Genomic DNA, 16067 nt, shown 5'->3' with positions numbered 1-16067 from the left:
CCTACATCGTCACGGCAGGCAATGCCGCGCCCTTGGGCCACAGCACCCACATGCGGCCTTGCTGACGCATCCTGCCGGCCTGGGCACCTGCCTCGGCGCCAAACCCCCAGAAAAAATCGGCCCGCACCCGGCCACGAATGGCACCACCGGTATCCTGCGCCATCACCAGTCGCTGCACCGGCTTGCCATCCGGCATGGCAAAGCTGATGAATACAGGAGCCCCCAAGGGAACCATGCGGGTGTCGACGGCAATCGCCCGCCCGCCCGTCAACGGCACGCCCAGCGAACCCTTCGGCCCTTCACCATTGGCGGCCTCCTCGCGGAAAAACACATAGCTCGGGTTGGCATTGAGCAATTCGGACAGGCGTTGCGGATTGACCCGGGCCCAGTTCTGGATGCCCGCCATGCCGGCCTGTGCCAGCGTCAGCTCGCCCTTGTCGATGAGCCAGCGGCCGATGGATTTATAGGGATGACCGTTCTGGTCGGCATAGGCGATGCGCACGCGCGAACCATCGGCCAGCTGCACCTGGCCCGAACCCTGCACCTGCAGGAAAAAGTATTCGATCGGATCATTCACCCACAGCAATGTCCTGGCCGGAAACGCCTCGCCCGCCGCCTCGATCTGCGCACGCGACCAGTAGGGCACGACCTTCTTGCCATCAATCCGGCCGCGCAGACGCAGGCCTTTCGTTTCCGGATACACCTCGGCCAGATCAAGCTGGAGCATGTCATCGGGCACGCCGAACACCGGCACCGGGTTCTTCGCGCTCTTCCAGCGGCTGCCGTGAATCAGCGGCTCGTAGTAGCCGGTGATCAGCCCTTCGCGGCTGCCATCGGCGTTCACGATCTGCTGCGGCTGCAAACGCTCTTCGAGAAAAGCACGGATCCGCGCCGTGCCCGGCTTGTCACCCAGCGCCTGCGCCGCCGCGCAGGTCTCAGCCCAGGCGGCCTTCATCTCTGGCTGCCGCAGCGCCTTGCACGAGGCCAGCAGACCCGGCCAGGCATCATCGAGGTGGTCCGCCTGCCAGGCCGGCAGGTCGGACCACTGCGCCGCACTGAAGGGTGCAGCCGACGGAGCAGACACCGTCGGCAGTGGCTCCACAGGGCGGATTGGCGCAGGCTCCGGGCACACCGGGCAAGCCGGTGCGCTCTGTGCCGGCAGCGGCGCAGACTGCTGCGGCGCGGGTTCGGGCCGCACGCCCGGATAGGGATGCACCGAGCACCCTGCCAGAACCAGAACCACCACCCAACTCAAGACCTGCTTCATGCCTGCTGTCCTCATCTGCCGGAGCGACAAGTATACTGGCCTCCCTTGTCGCACAAACGCTGCCCGCCATGATTTCCCCCGATCTGGAACGCCTGCTCCTGCGCGCCGAGCATCTGCTCACGCATTTTGAAGCCCTCCTGCCTCCGGCTCCACCCGCACCAGACTGGAGTGCGCTGGCCTACCGCTGGCGCACCCGCCAGGGGCGCGGCTGGCTGGAACCGCTGCGCACGCTGCATACCATCCAGCTCGCCGATTTGCAGGACATCGACGAGCAGAAAGCCCGCGTCGCCGCCAACACGCGTCAGTTCGTGCATGGGCGCCACGCCAACAACGTATTGCTCACCGGCGCACGCGGCACCGGGAAAAGTTCGTTGGTGCGCGCCGTGCTGACGGAATACGCCGCCGAAGGCCTGCGTGTGATCGAGGTCGACAAGACCGATCTGATCGACCTGCCGCACATCGTCGAACTGGTGTCCACGCGCCCGGAGCGTTTCATCCTGTTCTGCGACGACCTCAGCTTCGAAGACGGCGAGCCCGCCTACAAGGCACTCAAGAGCGTGCTCGACGGCAGCTTCGCGGCAGTGCCTGACAACGTGCTGATCTATGCCACCAGCAACCGCCGCCACCTGATGCCGGAGTACATGAGCGACAACCTCGGTGCGCAGCATGGCGATGGCGAGATCCACCCCGGCGAAGCGGTGGAAGAGAAGATTTCGCTATCGGACCGTTTCGGCCTGTGGGTCAGCTTCTACAGTTTCAGTCAGGATGAGTATCTGGATATCGTGCGTCACTGGCTGGGCGCCTTCGGCGTCGACCTTGCCACGTGGGACGAGAGCATCCGCGCCGAAGCCCTGCTCTGGTCACAGATGCGCGCTTCACGCACCGGCCGCGTGGCCTGGCAGTTTGCGCGGGATTTTGCGGGGCGGCAGATCGCCTGAACTTACGGCCCTGAAACATGCTCAATACCCTGATTCGCGCCGCCGCCTTCATTGCTGCAGTCGTCCTGCTGCTGGACATCCTGCTCCCCGCTCGCGTCGAGTCTGCGCAAGTAGATCGCCACTCCAGCTTTACGCAGAGAGACATCAACCCGGAAAACGGACGCCGGCTCCCCTCCTCCCACACCGATTACAAGCTCCATCTGACGGGCAGCCAGATTTCGTCCTGCAAGGTAGGACACTCTGTTTATACAAGGCTGCAGGACGGCGACACCATCGAAGTACAGAGCAGCCGACTTTTCAAAACCTGCATTCGCGTCACCCAAGGGCACGAAATCCTGCCAATCAACAAACACTGGCGCTTGCTTGAAATCGGCGGCGGCGTGCTGGCCCTGCTAGTCGCCTTCGGGCTTGCATCGCTGAACCGGTTTGGCGCGGTTCAGTTTGGCCAGGACTGAGAAACCGAACGGGCCAGAGACATGCGCACCACCCTTGCCTTCCAAGTCTGTCGCTCCCAAGACGCCGAAGCCCTCGTCACGCTGCGCATTGCCGCCATGCGCCCGAGCCTGGAGAAGGCGGGGCGGTTCGACGCGCAACGTGCGCGCGAGCGCTTCCTCGCAGGCTTCCAGTCCGAGCACACACAGTGGATTCTGTGTGACGGGCAGGTCGCGGGTTTTCTCGTCGTGAAGCCGCAGGCGGATACGCTGCTGCTTGATCACCTCTACATCCACCCGGACTTCCAGAATCGCCAGCTCGGCGCAACCGCCCTGCAACACGTCTTCGCACGCGCCGATGCGGCAAACCTGCCGGTCCGCGTCGGCGCGCTGCGCGGCAGCGACTCGAACCATTTCTACCAACGCCACGGCTTCGTGCAGTGCGACGAAACCGAATGGGATATTTACTACCTTCGCCAGCCACAATCAGCCAGGTAGGGTGCGCACAGCGCACGCCGATCCGGCCTCATACACATGACAAGCGGTGCGCAGTGCGCACCCCACACACTGACAGACCATGAAAAAAATCACCCACGTCGCCGCCGCCGTCATCACTCGTCCGGACGGCTCATTCCTCCTCGGCCAGCGCGCACCGGACACCTTCTACCCCGGCTACTGGGAATTCCCCGGCGGCAAGGTCGAAGCCGGCGAAACGCCGCGCGAGGCGCTGCTGCGCGAGCTGCGCGAAGAACTGGCCATCGAGGTCGAAGTCGCCAATCCCTGGCTGACCCGCGAGCATGTGTATGAGCACGCCCACGTGCATCTGCATTTCTTCGAGGTCACACAATGGCGCGGCGAGGCGAAAGCTCACGTGCACAGCGCGCTGGCCTGGCAGCAGGCAGATGCACTCGAAGTCGGCCCGATGCTGCCGGCCAACGGCCCGATCCTCAAGGCCCTGCGCCTGCCGCGCGTGATGGGAGTGACCCAGGCCGCGCAGGTTGGCGTGAAACAGCAGCTCGATGCACTGGAGCGCGCACTGGCAAACGGCTTGCGCTGGGTGCAGGTGCGTGAACCGGACATGCCTGAAGAGCCGCGCGCAGCCTTCATCCGCGAGGTGCAGGCGCGCTGCGCCAAGGTGGGCGCGATCTGCAGCCTGAATGCCGCTGAGATCGGCTCTGGATGCGGCTCTTCAGGCAACCTGCATCTGCCGGCGCGTTTGCTCATGCAACTGGATACACGTCCGGACGGCGAATGGATTGGCGCCTCCTGCCACACCCGCGCCGAGCTGGAAAAAGCAGCCGGACTCGGGCTGGACTACGCGCTCCTTGGCCACGTCCAGCAAACCCCCAGCCACGCCGGCCAGCCGGATCTGGGCTGGGCACGCTTCAATGAGCTCACCGCCGATCTGCCGATGCCGGTGCTCGCCATCGGCGGCCTCGGCCCGAATGACATGGCGATTGCCCGCGCCCACGGTGCCCACGGCATGGCAATGATTCGCGGGGCGTGGGCGTAGGCCACAATCGAAGCGAGGCACATTGCGACGTATGGGAAAACACACATTCGGCGCAACGCCCTGCGGACAATTGAGACCCTGAGTTTCAGGCTGTGCCACAATCCATCCATGCCTTTCGCATTGACCGGAATCTGCCATGAATGCCCAGCCTGACACCGAACTCCGCCGCCCTCTGTGGCGCCGCCTGCTGCGCTGGGCGACCTGGATCTGCGCCAGTCTGGCCGGTTTGGGCGTACTGATCCTTATCGTACTGGTGGCGATCAACTGGCAGGACGAAGCACTCACTCCCGAGGCGCAGGCCTGGCTCGCCGTGCCGCCCAACACCGTGCCGGACGCCGAAAATGCCTGGCTGGCGATGATTGCCATTGGCGTGGAGAAACAGCCGGGTACCACAGTCGGGCGGCAGATCATCGAACGCCTGAAAGAGTCCCCTAACCCGCCAGACATGGCCGAGACGTATCTCAGCCAGTTTGGCCCGGCCTGGCAAAACAGCGGTATCGACGCCAGTCTGTGCAATGTCCGCCAGAACGGGCCAGACGTCCTGCCGTGCATCCTTGCGAAACAAGCCGAACTGAAGAAGCTCGTCAGTCAGCAGCAGCCCGCGCTGGCGCGCTACTACGCCGCCATCGCCCTGCCTGGATTTCACGAGGAAGATGCTTCAAGCATGACGGTCTTCCTGCCCTACGCTCCGGGCTCCAAGGCTGCCAGTCTGGCCCGCATCGATCTGGCCTTGCGCCTGCAGGCCGGGGACAGAGCAGCTGAAGCCCGCTTTGCACAACACATGCACTACTGGTTAACAGCACTGGAACAAAGCCATACCCTGCTTGGCGCAATGATCGCCACCACTCAGATCCGGAGTGATCAGGCCTTGCTGCAAGGTATGCTGGAGAACAAGAACCGGGGTGCGGCACAGGTGCTGCAGAGCCTGCGTGGCGACCTGCAGGATTTCTCCGTTCTGGACGAATCGGCAATCCAGCAGCGCCTGCTGGCAGGTGAATTGCGCCTCATGCGAAATACGCTCGACAACGATCTGGGGAAGGCTGGTGTTCGGAAGCACGGCCACTGGGTACTTCGATTGGTATACCACCCGCAGGCAACGCTGAACCAGCAGCAATTCATGATGACGCACCCGGACGAGAGCGCCACGACGTGCGACATGTTCCAGTGGCATTACGCCTACAACCCGATCGGCAAGATCCTGGCCTGTATTGGCGCCCCCCGCTACCAGCAGTATTTCGTCCGCATCCGTGCCACGCAGGATGAAGCGGTCAGACTGCTCGCGCAGTCTCCCGGGGCCTAGCCTCCAACCCCGTCCGGCGCGGGCAGGCGCTCGACGAGCAGGGTATAGACACGACGGCTGTCGGCTCGCAGCACCTTGAAACGGAAGCCACCGATCTCGATGCTTTCGTCACGCGCGGGCATGCGGCCGAAATGATGCATGACCAGACCGCCGATGGTGCTCGCATCTTCACGCGGCATCCGACAATCGAACGCAGTGTTGAAATCCTCGACTTCGGTCAGGGCCTTGACGCGCCAGCGCCCGCCGGGCGCAGGCACGATGTTGTCAGCGTCTTCATCGAAGTCATATTCATCTTCGATGTCACCAACGATCTGTTCGAGCACATCCTCGATAGTTACCAGCCCCGCCACACCGCCGTATTCGTCGACAACGACAGCCATGTGATTGCGGCTGACGCGGAATTCGCGCAGCAGCAGGTTCAGGAGTTTGGATTCGGGAATGAAGGTCGCCGGGCGCAGCAGCGCCTGCAGATTCAGCTCGGGATGACGCAGCACCGGCAGCAGGTCTTTGGCCAGCAGCACCCCGAGCACGTCATCCTTGTCTTCACCCACCACGGGAAAGCGGGAGTGACCGGTACGGATGGCGATGTCAATGATCTCGTCAATGGACTGATCGATGCGCACCACGTTCATCTGAGCACGCGGCACCATGACTTCACGCACCGGGATATCGGCAACCTGCAGGGCGCCTTCGATGATGCCCAGAGCATCGGTATCGAATAGCTTGCGTTCGTGTGCGGCGTGGAGGAGTTCGACAAACTCGGCCCGCTCATCCGGCTCGCGGGTAAGCAGGGCGGAAAGACGGTCAAGAATACTGGGGCGACTGGGGGAAGGGTCCATGGTTCCTGTGGGTCGGCTTAGCGTAGCGTCATCCGGCAATCCGGAGGTGAGGTCCGCTTACGCAAACGACTCAGATCTTTTCGTTGGCATACGGATCGGGATAGCCAAGCTGAGCAAGAATCGTGCGCTCCTCGGCTTCCATTTCTTCGGCTTCAGCATCATCTTCATGCTCCCAGCCTTGCAGATGGAGCACGCCATGCACTATCAGGTGGGCACAATGCGCTTCAGCGCTCTGGTCCTGCACTGCGGCCTCTTCGATCACCACCGGCCAACACAGGACGAGGTCTCCCAGCAGGACAGGCTCGGTTTCATAGGGGAAGGACAGGACATTGGTCGCGTAATCCTTGCCACGATAGCCCGCGTTCAGACTGCGACCTTCTTCGCGGTCGACGAAACGCACAGTGATGCGTGCAGCGCCGGGTTCCGCTGCACGGACCCAGAGGCGGATCTGCGCGCGCGTGGGCAGCGCTTCGTGCGGAAGGGCGTATTGAACGGAAAGATCGAGACGACGGGGAACTGCAGCTTGCGACATGGAGCAGGGAAATTTCTGGGCAGGGCACGATCTTGCGACATCCGGCCGCCAGCGTCAAATCGGCCCTTCTGCCACACCGCGCAGAAGGGCCGCTGCCCTTACTTCACAAAGTACCACTGCTGCAGCAGGGACGGGCCCGGAGTCGGGTAAGTCCAGCTCCACGGCATTTTTTCGTAAACATTGCCCAGCCGGTTGCTCTTGATGGCAACCGCCTTGGCCGGTGTAACCGTACCCAGCACTTCCAGTTCATCGGCGGCGATCACCAGAATCTGCTTGAACAGTGCATCGGCTTCTGCATCGGTCTTGGCGTCTTTCCACTGATCAAACAGCTCGCGACGCTTCTTCATGCTCGCTGGCGGCTCTTCTCCCTGCTTGCCACCGCTGTCGAGCCAGCGCACCCACGGCAGGCTCTGGCGCGACTCCTGGGCGTGCACGGCGAGGAAACCGCGCGGGTTCTGGGTCGGGTCATAACCGCCGGCCAGACTGTCGACGGAAAGATCGTAGTCATTGTTGTTGCCACGGTCATAGTAGAGCGAGCGCTCGGAGCTCTGGATCACCAGCTCCAGACCCGCCTTGAACCACTGCTTGCGCATCAGTTCAAGCGCCTCGATCTGGTACGGCGAAGCAATGCTGACGATCACCCCCAGAGAAACACGTCCCCCCGACGGGTATTGCCGGTATCCCTCGGAGTCCCGCTTGGCGAGCCCCAGCTTGTCGAGCAGTTCGTTGGCCGTTTTCAGATCCTGCGTGGTGTACTGCTTGGCCAGCTTTTCGTTGTAATACTTGTTGGCTCGCGCCGGGCCGATCTGCCAGGGCTCGCTTTGCCCAAGAAAAACGATGTCATTGATCTCCTTGCGGTCCATGGCCAGCGACAGGGCCACCCGGAAATCCTTTTGCCGCATGAACGGACGCAACTTCTCGTTCTTGGTGGTCTGGTTCATGAAGACCGCCAGACCGGTTGCGTTGCTGTCATTCAGCCCGAGTACCTTGTAGCCGCCCTTGGTTGCACCTTCGACGAGAACAGGCCGGTTCTGAATGTTGTTGACATGCCGGACCTGAAAATCGAGCTGGCCGTTAAGAATCGACAGGATGATGGTTTCCGGCTCCGAGATGATCGGGAAGCGGATGTTGTCGATATAGGGCAACTGGTTGCCAGCGGTGTCGACCTGCCAGAAGTAGGGATTGCGCTTCATGGTGACGCGCGTGGAATTGCCCCCGTACGGATCGACCAGCACCCACGGATCCAGTGTCGGTTTATCGACGTTGCCCCAGCGCGTGGAGACTTCAATATCGCCACATTTCTGGCGCATCAGGGCCGTCCAGTCACTGAGCTTGACGGCCTTTGCCTGCTCATCCGCTTTCGGGTTGTACTTGGGGTGGAATTGCTGGCAGTAATGCTTGGGGTACATCACCGGATGCTGCCCGAGCGGTGTTGCGAGTTGCTCAATGAACGCCCGGTAGGCGCCGGTGAATTTCAGTTTGACGGTCGTATCGTCAACTTTCTCGGCCGTCACGACCTTGCCGTCATTGACGTAATGCGAGGGCGGAGCGGTAAAGAACTGCTTGTTGCCAAGCAGGTCATTGACGGCAAAGAGTATGTCGTCCGCCGTAAAAGGCGCTCCGTCCGACCACTTCATGCCCGCGCGAAGCTTGAAACTGAATTCCCGGGCGTCCGGACTCAGCGTCCAGCTTTCAGCCACGTTCGGGATCACCCCCGAAAAGTCGGTATTCCAGCGTACCAATCCCTGAGGGCTGATCAGCCTGAGAATGCCATTCACATCGCCGTTGCCACGCAGGGCGGAACGCAGGGTGCCTCCATACGTACCGATATGATCGACGGGTTTGATGACCTCCGGCTTGCCGGGCAGGCGTTTGTCGAGGGACGGCAGCTTGCCCTCCCTGACCAGAGCGGCCAGCGCCGGGGCCTCGCTGTATGCCAGGGCGGATGGTGCTGCAACAAATGTGGTGATCGCGCCGAGTGCGCTGATCAGCATGGTTTTGTTCACATGATCTCCTTTGGTCCTGTAGATATACCGCTATCCCGGCCTCACTGTTTTGTGGCAACGGGTCCGCTGCTTGTCGAGACACCCCGGCATGCCTGCACAAAAACTTCCCGGCCTCAGGTTCCGGCCAGAGGCATCATGCCGCTTGGGTCATGCACAGTTTTCCTGTTCACCCGGAAGCTTGCCTGCAAAACCGACCGACGGCAGATGAAAAAAGACCCGCCCGGTTGGCCCCGGACGGGTCTTTGCTTGCCGTGCAGTGCCTGGAATCAGACGCCCAGACTGGCTGCTTCGCGATAATGGCGCTCCGCATCTTCCTTGCGGCCCAGGCGCTCGGCCAGACGCGCCAGCTCCAGATGTACGGCACGTGAGGCCTGCTGCGAAAGGGAGGCTTCAAAATAGCTCTGCGCCTTGCCCCACAACTGGCCACGCAGGCACAGGCGCCCCAGCGCCAGGAGCAAACCGGCATCTTCCGGATGTTCCTTCAGCCAGGTCTCGGTCGTCGCCAGTTGCGCACGCAGGTCCGCACTCTTGCAGCGACCATACAGGATGGCCAGTTCGGGCTCCCAGTCGTGCTTGAGGGCCTCTTCAATGGCCTCGATGCCGAGTTTTTCATCGCCGGCGCCAATCAGATGAGGCACCGCCCGCAACAGGAACCCCGGATCGCGCCGCTCCTGCGCCGGAATGCTCTGCCACACGCGCTCCAGCGCGGCCAGATCGCCATCCGCATCCCGCAGCAACTCCAGCTGGGCACGCCGCAGCAAAGGCGCCGCCTGCTCCTGGGTTAGCGCCTCATGCTTGCGCAGGGTCCGCGCCAGACGCGCCACCTCAGCCCAGCGCCCACGCCCCTGTTCGGTCTGCAAGGACAGGCGCAGGACCGCCAGATGGCGATGACCGCTGGCCCGCAAACTTTCCAGATGATGTGCCGCGTCGTCAAAGCGGCGCTCCGACAAGGCCATTTCAGCCTCGCTCATCAGGCGTGCCATGCGGATGTCGCCATCGTATTCAGCCGCATGCGCGAGCCAGGCATCGCGCCGTTCGGTGTCGTGCATCGCGTGTGCCGAGCGCGCCGCCAGCAGCGCTGCCAGCCCGGGACGGGCAATGCCCTCATAGGCCTGCGCCGCACTGCGGAACGCCTGCCCGTAACGCCCCTCGTAGAAGAAACGCTCGGCCTCGTGCATGGCGCGCTGGGCCTGCTCGCTGCGCCGGCGCAGACGATAGGCCTGCACCTCGCCGGGCATCTCCATGCCGCGCACAACCAGACGCACCAGCCGGTAGGCAATCACGAAACCCGCCAGCAGCAGCAGGACCAGCAGATTCATCGCAATCTGCACACGGTACGGCCACCACACCAGCAAGGCATAAGCCTCGTTGTAACGCGCCGCGACGGTGAGCCCCACCGCCAGTACGCACAGGCCCAGCACCCACAGGATCACTCGCATGGTTGCCGCCTCAACGCTTGCCGCCGAGCTTGAAGCCACGCAGTGCTGCTTGCGTTTCCTCCAGGCTGGGCAGGGTCATGGTCAAGCGGGCGCGCTCGATCTGCGCCAGCTCATTCAGTGTGTCCGCCACCGGACGGGCCTGTACATCGAAATAGCGCTGCAGCCATTCCCGCGACTGACGCACGTCTTCGGCAAACAGCTTGCCTTCACGCTGCATCAGGGCCAGCCGTGCGGAGAGCAGGCGCAGGCGCAGATTTTCGCGCAGGTAGGCAGCCTGTCCGGGCGCCAGCAAGGCCGGGTCGGGGCGATCCATGCGCTCGATGCGGATCAGCTGGCGGAATTCACCCCACACATCCTGCAGCAAGCCCATCACCACGCTTGGGGCGGGCACGTCGGAAGCGGTCGCGGCCGGCACTGAAGCGGCAACCGGCTTGCCGCCTTTCTGTGCAGCCGCCTTGATGGGAGCCCTGGGAGTGCTCGCCGGAGCGTGTTCAAAACCCAGCGGCATGCTTTCGATGCGCCCCATGATGGTTTCCAGCTGCAGCCCCACGCTGCTCACGTCGGACATCGGCAAGGCTCTGAGGCGCTCCATGTCGCGGGCGATCAGCTTGCGCAACGACAGGAAGCGCGCCTGATCCAGCAGGGCCAGACGATTGTCGGCGCTTTGCAGCGCGGCCAGTGCAACCGATACGTTGCCAGCCAGCTGCAGCTGCTGGGCAGCGATGTTCACGGCCTGCTCGACCTCGGCCACGGCCCGCTCGTCACGCGCCCGGGAGAGTTCGGCAGACAGGGTTTCCAGCATGGCAAACTGTTCCTGTGCCTCGTCCTGTTTGGCCGCCAGGCCGCCCATCCGCGCTTTCAGGGTGTCGATGCTTTCCTGGCTCTGACGCGCCAGAGTCCGCGCTTCCTGCGCGGCCTTGTCGCCTTCGGCCAGGCGTCGGGCCAACTCGCCCTGCGTATCGCGCAGGGCCTGTCGCGTGTCGTAAGTCTGCCAGGCAAGGACGGCAAGAATGGCTATCGCGGCTGAAGTGAAAATCCGGTTCCAGCGCGGACCGGTGCGGTGCTTCGGCTCGGAAGCCGGCACAGGCACGGGAGACGGGGTGAGTGCTTGGTTTTCCATGGCCGAATCTTACCCGATCAGCCCGCCCTTCAGGATTTGGCGGAAGGGGCAGGCGGACTGGCGGCGAGGTATTCTGCCAGCCCCGCGGCAATGCCCACATCGCCTGCGCCGGTCTGCCGCACGTGCGTGGCGCCGGCTTCCTGCAGGGCCGCACAGATGCGCGGATGCGGCGCAAAGCAGGGCAAAGCCTGCAGCATCGCATGCCCGCCCGCACCGGTGATTTCCAGGAAAAAGCGCAGGCCTTCGCTGGCCGAAAACACCAGCGCCGCAATCTCGCCGCGAGCAAAACGCATCAGCAAGGGCGCCGGATCCAGTGCCGCCCGGACGCGCCGGTAGCAACTCACCTGCACGACCTGCGCACCGCGCTCGCGCAGGGTGTCGGCCAACAGCTCGCGTCCGCCGTCACCGCGCAGCAGCAGTACCCGCTTGCCCGCCAGCGCCTCCGCAGAGAATTCGGGCAAAGCCAGCACCGACTCGCTGTCAAAGCCGCTACCAGGGCTGATCACCACGGGGCATCCTTGCAGAGCCAATGCCCGCGCGCTTGCCGGGCCAACCGTCGCCAGAAGCAAGGCTGCAGGCCAGTCTTCAAAGGGGCGAATTCTGAAAGCCTGTTCCACCGCATTGGGCGAAACGAAAAACGCCAGCTGGAAATCGGCCAGATTCAAGGCCTGCAGGGGCGCCGGGTCTGCCGCCGCAATGCCGATCACCGGAAAATTCAACACCTCAGCGCCCAGCATGCTCAGCTCGCCAGCCAGCCCGTCAGCCTGCCCGGCAGGCCGGGTGGTGACAATGCAGCGCCCGGCAAGCGGCAGCATCAGAGCTCCCGCAAGCTCGCGAGAATGCCGGCCGCCCCCTGCGCCAGCAGATCTGCGGCCAGACGCTGGCCCAGCGCCTCGGCTTCTGCCGCCGCCGCCGTGCCGGCACTACGCACGATCTGAGCTCCATCCGGCGTCGCCACGAAAGCACGCATGCTCAGACTGCCATCGGCCTGCGGCGCACAGAAAGCGCCAATCGGCACGTCACAACCGCCCTGCAAGGCTTGGGTCAGCGCGCGCTCGGCGGCCACACAGGCAGTCGTTACCGGGTCAACCAGCGGCGCCAGCCAGGCCGCCACTTCCGGCCGGTCGGCGCGCGCCTCGATACCCAGTGCACCTTGCCCGGCGGCGGGCAGGCTGTCTTCGGCGGACAGCTCGCAACGGATGCGCGAAGCCAGGCCCAGACGTTTGAGTCCAGCGGCAGCCAGGATGATCGCGTCGTACTGGCCTTCATCGAGTTTCTTCAGGCGCGTATCCAGATTGCCGCGCAGGGGCAACACACCCAGATATGGATGCTGCGCGTGCAGCTGCGCCTCGCGGCGCAGGCTGGAGGTGCCGACCACCGTGCCCGGCGGCATGTCGGCCAGGCTCTCGTAACGATTCGAGACGAAGGCATCCAGCGGCGTTTCGCGCGCAAGGGTGGCGATCAGCGAAAAGCCTTCGGGCATCTGCGCCGGCACATCCTTCATGGAGTGCACCGCGATATCGGCGCGGCCATCCGCCAGCGCCTGTTCGAGTTCCTTGACGAAGAGCCCCTTGCCGCCGACCTTGGACAGCGAACGGTCAAGGATCTGGTCGCCGCGCGTGGTCATGCCCAGCAGCTCCACCACACAGCCCGGCCAGGTCGCTTCGAGACGGGCTTTCACATGCTCGGCCTGCCACAGGGCCAGACGGCTCTCGCGGGTGGCGATGACGATACGGGAAGGAGCGGGCAGGCTGGCTTGGGCGGGATTCGGCATTCGGATGGCGTACATATCTTGCTTCATCAGGGGAGTCTTGATGTTAGCACGGCTGTCCGGCTGACCCGCCGGGCTGATATATTCGCAGTTCAAGCAGAAAAACCAGCCTTCACCCCGCCCCCAGAGCTCACATGAACACTCAGAACTTCCTCAGCGAACAGGACAAAGACACGCCCCTGCGTGACGATATCCGCATGCTCGGCCGCATCCTCGGCAACACCGTGCGCCAGCAGGAAGGCGCCGACGTTTTCGACCTGATCGAGCGTATCCGCCAGACTTCGATCCGCTTCCACCGTGACGACGATCTGGATGCCCGCCACGAGCTGGAAGGCATGCTCAAGGAACTGGCACGGGAAAACGCCCTGAACGTGGTGCGTGCCTTCAGCTTCTTCTCGCAGCTTTCGAACATCGCCGAAGACGAGCATCACATCCGTCGCTCGCGTGCCCACCTGCGCGCGGGCTCTGCACCACGCGAGGGCAGCATGGCGCACGCCCTGGATCTGGCTACCCACGCCGGTATCGGCGACGACCAGCTCAAGGCGTTCTTCAGCACGGCGATGATCCGGCCGGTGCTGACCGCCCACCCGACCGAAGTGCAGCGCAAGAGCATCCTGAACTGCCAGCTGCGCATCGCCCAGCTGCTCGACGAGCGCGACCGCGTGCAGCTCACCCCGGAAGAGGAAGAAGAAAACGAAGAATCCCTGCGCCGCGAAGTGCTGCTGCTGTGGGAGACGCGCATGTTGCGGCTGACCAAGCTGTCGGTCGTCGATGAAATCGCCAACGGTCTGTCCTTTTACGATTACACCTTCCTGCGCGAACTGCCCAAGCTCTACGCCCGCCTCGAAGACCAGCTTGCGGCCCGCAGCCAGAACGGCGAGCACTTCGACCTGCCCTCCTTCCTGCGCATGGGCAGCTGGATCGGCGGCGACCGTGACGGCAACCCCTTCGTCACCGCCGACATTCTGCGTCGGGCGCTGCAATTGCAGGCCCAAGTGGTCTTCAATTTCTACATTGACGAAGCCAACCGTCTGGCAACGCGCCTGTCGCTGTCCAGCGGTCTGGTCGACGTCAGCCCGGAACTGGCTGCCCTGGCCGAGCGCTCACCCTATCGCAGCGCCCATACGGCAGACGAACCCTATCGCCGCGCCATGCGGGGAATCCACGCCCGCCTGTGGGCCACCGCCCTGCAGTTTGGCCTGCGCCCCACCGGTCGCCTGCCTGCGGCTGAAGCCGAACCCTATCCGGACGCCGAGTCCTTCCGTGTCGATCTGGACGTGCTCCACGACTCACTGCTCAAGCACTGCTCGCCGGCCCTGGCCCACGGCAAGCTGCGCGAGCTGCAGCGCGCAGCCTCGGTCTTCGGTTTCCATCTGGCGAGCATCGACGTGCGTCAGAACTCCGACGTGCATGAGCGCACCGTGGCCGAGCTGCTTGAAGCCGCCCACCCCGGCACGCAGTATCTGGCCAAAGACGAGGAAGGCCGCATCAGCATCCTGCTGCAGGAGCTGGCCACGCCACGCCCGCTGTCTTCTCCGAGCGTGCAGTATTCAGAGGAAACCACCGGCGAGCTGGCAATCTTCCGCGCCATCGCCGAGGCCCAGAAGATCTACGGCAAGTGCTGCGTGCAGAACGCCATCATCTCCAAGACCGATGGCGTCTCCGACATGCTGGAGCTGGCCGTGCTGCTCAAGGAAGTCGGCCTGCTGCGCCCGCATGAAGCACGCCTGGACATCAACATCATCCCGCTGTTCGAGACCATCGGCGACTTGCAGAACGCCGCCGGCATCATGGACCGGATTCTCGGCATTCCGGCCTTCCGGGCGCTGGTCAGCTCGCGTGACGAAGCCCAGGAATGCATGCTCGGCTATTCGGACTCCAACAAGGACGGCGGCTTCCTCACCTCTGGCTGGGAGCTCTACAAGGCCGAGATCCAGCTCATCGGCGTATTCAGGAAACACGGCGTACGCCTGCGCCTGTTCCACGGCCGCGGCGGTTCGGTCGGGCGCGGTGGCGGCCCCAGCTATCAGGCCATCCTCGCCCAGCCGGGCGGCGCGGTGCAGGGCCAGATCCGTCTGACCGAGCAGGGCGAAGTCATCGCCTCCAAGTATTCCAATCCGGAAGTCGGCCGGCGCAATCTGGAAGTGCTCGCCGCCGCGACGCTGGAGGCCACGCTGCTGGCCCACCCGGAAGCCGCGCCGCGCCCCGAGTATCTGGCGGCAATGGACGAACTGTCGGATCACGCCTTCAAGGCCTACCGCGAACTGGTCTATGAAACCCCCGGCTTCGAGCAGTATTTCTGGGAATCCACCGTGATCTCGGAAATCGCCAACCTCAACATCGGCTCGCGCCCGGCCTCGCGCAAGAAGAGCACCGCCATTGAAGATCTGCGGGCGATTCCCTGGGTGTTCTCGTGGGCCCAGTCGCGCGTCATGCTGCCGGGCTGGTTCGGTTTCGGCTCGGCGGTCAAGGCTTACCTCGCCAAGCATGGCGAAGCCGGCATGCAATTGCTGCAGGCCATGAATTGCGAATGGAGCTTCTTCACCACCCAGCTCGCCAACATGGACATGGTGCTGGCCAAGAGCGATCTGGCCATTGCCTCACGCTATGCCGAACTGGTGCAGGATGAAGCCCTGCGCAACAGCATCTTCCCGCGCATCAAGGCCGAATGGGAGGCCACCATCGAAGTATTGCTGGCCATCACCGGCCAGCAGGAACTCACCGACGGCAATCCGCTCCTGCAACGCTCGATCCGCAACCGCCTGCCCTACCTGAATCCGCTCAACCACGTGCAGGTCGAGCTGCTGCATCGCTACCGCGAGGGCAACGAGGACGACCGCATCCGTCGCGGCATCCTCCTGTCCATCAACGGCATCGCCGCCGGTTTGCGCAACAGCGGCTAGGCTCTCCT

The 16067-nt window shown here is 63.7% G+C and carries 14 protein-coding genes; 6 read left to right on the top strand and 8 right to left on the bottom strand.

The features are described from left to right. Position 1: 1 nt before the first annotated feature. Positions 2 to 1267: a murein transglycosylase A gene (locus Q9Q94_RS07470; RefSeq protein ID WP_305979400.1), complete on the bottom strand. Its 1266-nt coding sequence runs from the start codon at positions 1265 to 1267 to the stop codon at positions 2 to 4. A gap of 68 nt (positions 1268 to 1335) precedes the next feature. On the opposite strand from Q9Q94_RS07470, the gene Q9Q94_RS07465 reads away from it, so the two are divergent. The 5 genes from Q9Q94_RS07465 to Q9Q94_RS07445 all read left to right on the top strand — a co-directional run bounded on the left by Q9Q94_RS07465 (position 1336) and on the right by Q9Q94_RS07445 (position 5449). Further along, on the top strand, positions 1336 to 2205 hold the full coding sequence (locus tag Q9Q94_RS07465; RefSeq protein WP_305979399.1) for an ATP-binding protein: 870 nt from the start codon (positions 1336 to 1338) through the stop codon (positions 2203 to 2205). Positions 2206 to 2222: 17 nt separating this feature from the next. Then, entirely contained in the window at positions 2223 to 2660 is a 438-nt protein-coding gene (locus tag Q9Q94_RS07460; RefSeq protein ID WP_305979398.1) for a hypothetical protein, read from the top strand. 21 nt (positions 2661 to 2681) lie between these two features. Then, the gene (locus tag Q9Q94_RS07455; protein WP_305979397.1) at positions 2682 to 3134 is read left to right on the top strand and encodes a GNAT family N-acetyltransferase; all 453 of its coding nucleotides are present in this window, start codon (positions 2682 to 2684) and stop codon (positions 3132 to 3134) included. A 79-nt stretch (positions 3135 to 3213) separates the two neighbouring features. Then, positions 3214 to 4149 (top strand): Nudix family hydrolase, encoded by a 936-nt coding sequence (locus tag Q9Q94_RS07450; RefSeq protein WP_305979396.1) that lies wholly within the window; start codon positions 3214 to 3216, stop codon positions 4147 to 4149. Positions 4150 to 4285: 136 nt separating this feature from the next. Further along, a complete protein-coding gene (locus Q9Q94_RS07445) occupies positions 4286 to 5449 on the top strand; it encodes a hypothetical protein (RefSeq protein ID WP_305979395.1) in 1164 nt (387 codons plus the stop codon). On the opposite strand, the gene Q9Q94_RS07440 is transcribed toward Q9Q94_RS07445, so the two are convergent. The 7 genes from Q9Q94_RS07440 to hemC form a co-directional block, all read right to left on the bottom strand. After that, positions 5446 to 6288, bottom strand: a complete 843-nt coding sequence (locus Q9Q94_RS07440) for an HlyC/CorC family transporter (protein ID WP_305979394.1) — start codon at positions 6286 to 6288, stop codon at positions 5446 to 5448. The two genes, Q9Q94_RS07445 and Q9Q94_RS07440, sit on opposite strands and share 4 nt — an antisense overlap. A 70-nt stretch (positions 6289 to 6358) precedes the next feature. Further along, positions 6359 to 6820, bottom strand: a complete 462-nt coding sequence (gene ybeY, locus Q9Q94_RS07435) for an rRNA maturation RNase YbeY (RefSeq protein WP_305979393.1) — start codon at positions 6818 to 6820, stop codon at positions 6359 to 6361. A gap of 98 nt (positions 6821 to 6918) precedes the next feature. Continuing rightward, entirely contained in the window at positions 6919 to 8826 is a 1908-nt protein-coding gene (locus tag Q9Q94_RS07430) for an ABC transporter substrate-binding protein (protein WP_305979392.1), read from the bottom strand. 266 nt (positions 8827 to 9092) lie between these two features. Beyond that, positions 9093 to 10265 (bottom strand): heme biosynthesis HemY N-terminal domain-containing protein, encoded by a 1173-nt coding sequence (locus Q9Q94_RS07425; RefSeq protein ID WP_305979391.1) that lies wholly within the window; start codon positions 10263 to 10265, stop codon positions 9093 to 9095. 10 nt (positions 10266 to 10275) lie between these two features. After that, positions 10276 to 11385 carry a uroporphyrinogen-III C-methyltransferase gene (locus Q9Q94_RS07420; protein ID WP_305979390.1) on the bottom strand — a complete coding sequence of 370 codons (1110 nt, stop codon included), beginning with the start codon at positions 11383 to 11385 and terminating at the stop codon, positions 10276 to 10278. Between the two features lie 29 nt (positions 11386 to 11414). Next, positions 11415 to 12200 carry a uroporphyrinogen-III synthase gene (locus Q9Q94_RS07415; RefSeq protein WP_305979389.1) on the bottom strand — a complete coding sequence of 262 codons (786 nt, stop codon included), beginning with the start codon at positions 12198 to 12200 and terminating at the stop codon, positions 11415 to 11417. Next, the gene (gene hemC / locus Q9Q94_RS07410) at positions 12200 to 13186 is read right to left on the bottom strand and encodes a hydroxymethylbilane synthase (RefSeq protein WP_371929820.1); all 987 of its coding nucleotides are present in this window, start codon (positions 13184 to 13186) and stop codon (positions 12200 to 12202) included. The genes Q9Q94_RS07415 and hemC overlap by 1 nt, the downstream gene beginning before the upstream one ends. Before the next feature lie 104 nt (positions 13187 to 13290). On the opposite strand from hemC, the gene ppc reads away from it, so the two are divergent. Continuing rightward, on the top strand, positions 13291 to 16059 hold the full coding sequence (gene ppc / locus Q9Q94_RS07405) for a phosphoenolpyruvate carboxylase (RefSeq protein ID WP_305979388.1): 2769 nt from the start codon (positions 13291 to 13293) through the stop codon (positions 16057 to 16059). Positions 16060 to 16067 lie beyond the last annotated feature (8 nt).

It is taken from the genome of Uliginosibacterium sp. 31-16, assembly GCF_030730865.1.
In the GTDB taxonomy this organism is placed as follows: Bacteria; Pseudomonadota; Gammaproteobacteria; order Burkholderiales; family Rhodocyclaceae; genus Uliginosibacterium.
Note: the sequence above shows the minus strand (reverse complement) of the source record. Positions and strands in the feature narration are given on the sequence as shown.

Bases quoted from the DNA above. Each gene is read 5' to 3' on its own strand.
- Q9Q94_RS07470 (WP_305979400.1), bottom strand. From the start codon at position 1,267: ATGAAGCAGGTCTTGAGTTGGGTGGTGGTTCTGGTTCTGGCAGGGTGC.
- Q9Q94_RS07465 (WP_305979399.1), top strand. From the start codon at position 1,336: ATGATTTCCCCCGATCTGGAACGCCTGCTCCTGCGCGCCGAGCATCTG.
- Q9Q94_RS07460 (WP_305979398.1), top strand. From the start codon at position 2,223: ATGCTCAATACCCTGATTCGCGCCGCCGCCTTCATTGCTGCAGTCGTC.
- Q9Q94_RS07455 (WP_305979397.1), top strand. From the start codon at position 2,682: ATGCGCACCACCCTTGCCTTCCAAGTCTGTCGCTCCCAAGACGCCGAA.
- Q9Q94_RS07450 (WP_305979396.1), top strand. From the start codon at position 3,214: ATGAAAAAAATCACCCACGTCGCCGCCGCCGTCATCACTCGTCCGGAC.
- Q9Q94_RS07445 (WP_305979395.1), top strand. From the start codon at position 4,286: ATGAATGCCCAGCCTGACACCGAACTCCGCCGCCCTCTGTGGCGCCGC.
- Q9Q94_RS07440 (WP_305979394.1), bottom strand. From the start codon at position 6,288: ATGGACCCTTCCCCCAGTCGCCCCAGTATTCTTGACCGTCTTTCCGCC.
- ybeY (WP_305979393.1), bottom strand. From the start codon at position 6,820: ATGTCGCAAGCTGCAGTTCCCCGTCGTCTCGATCTTTCCGTTCAATAC.
- Q9Q94_RS07425 (WP_305979391.1), bottom strand. From the start codon at position 10,265: ATGCGAGTGATCCTGTGGGTGCTGGGCCTGTGCGTACTGGCGGTGGGG.
- Q9Q94_RS07420 (WP_305979390.1), bottom strand. From the start codon at position 11,385: ATGGAAAACCAAGCACTCACCCCGTCTCCCGTGCCTGTGCCGGCTTCC.
- Q9Q94_RS07415 (WP_305979389.1), bottom strand. From the start codon at position 12,200: ATGCTGCCGCTTGCCGGGCGCTGCATTGTCACCACCCGGCCTGCCGGG.
- hemC (WP_371929820.1), bottom strand. From the start codon at position 13,186: ATGAAGCAAGATATGTACGCCATCCGAATGCCGAATCCCGCCCAAGCC.
- ppc (WP_305979388.1), top strand. From the start codon at position 13,291: ATGAACACTCAGAACTTCCTCAGCGAACAGGACAAAGACACGCCCCTG.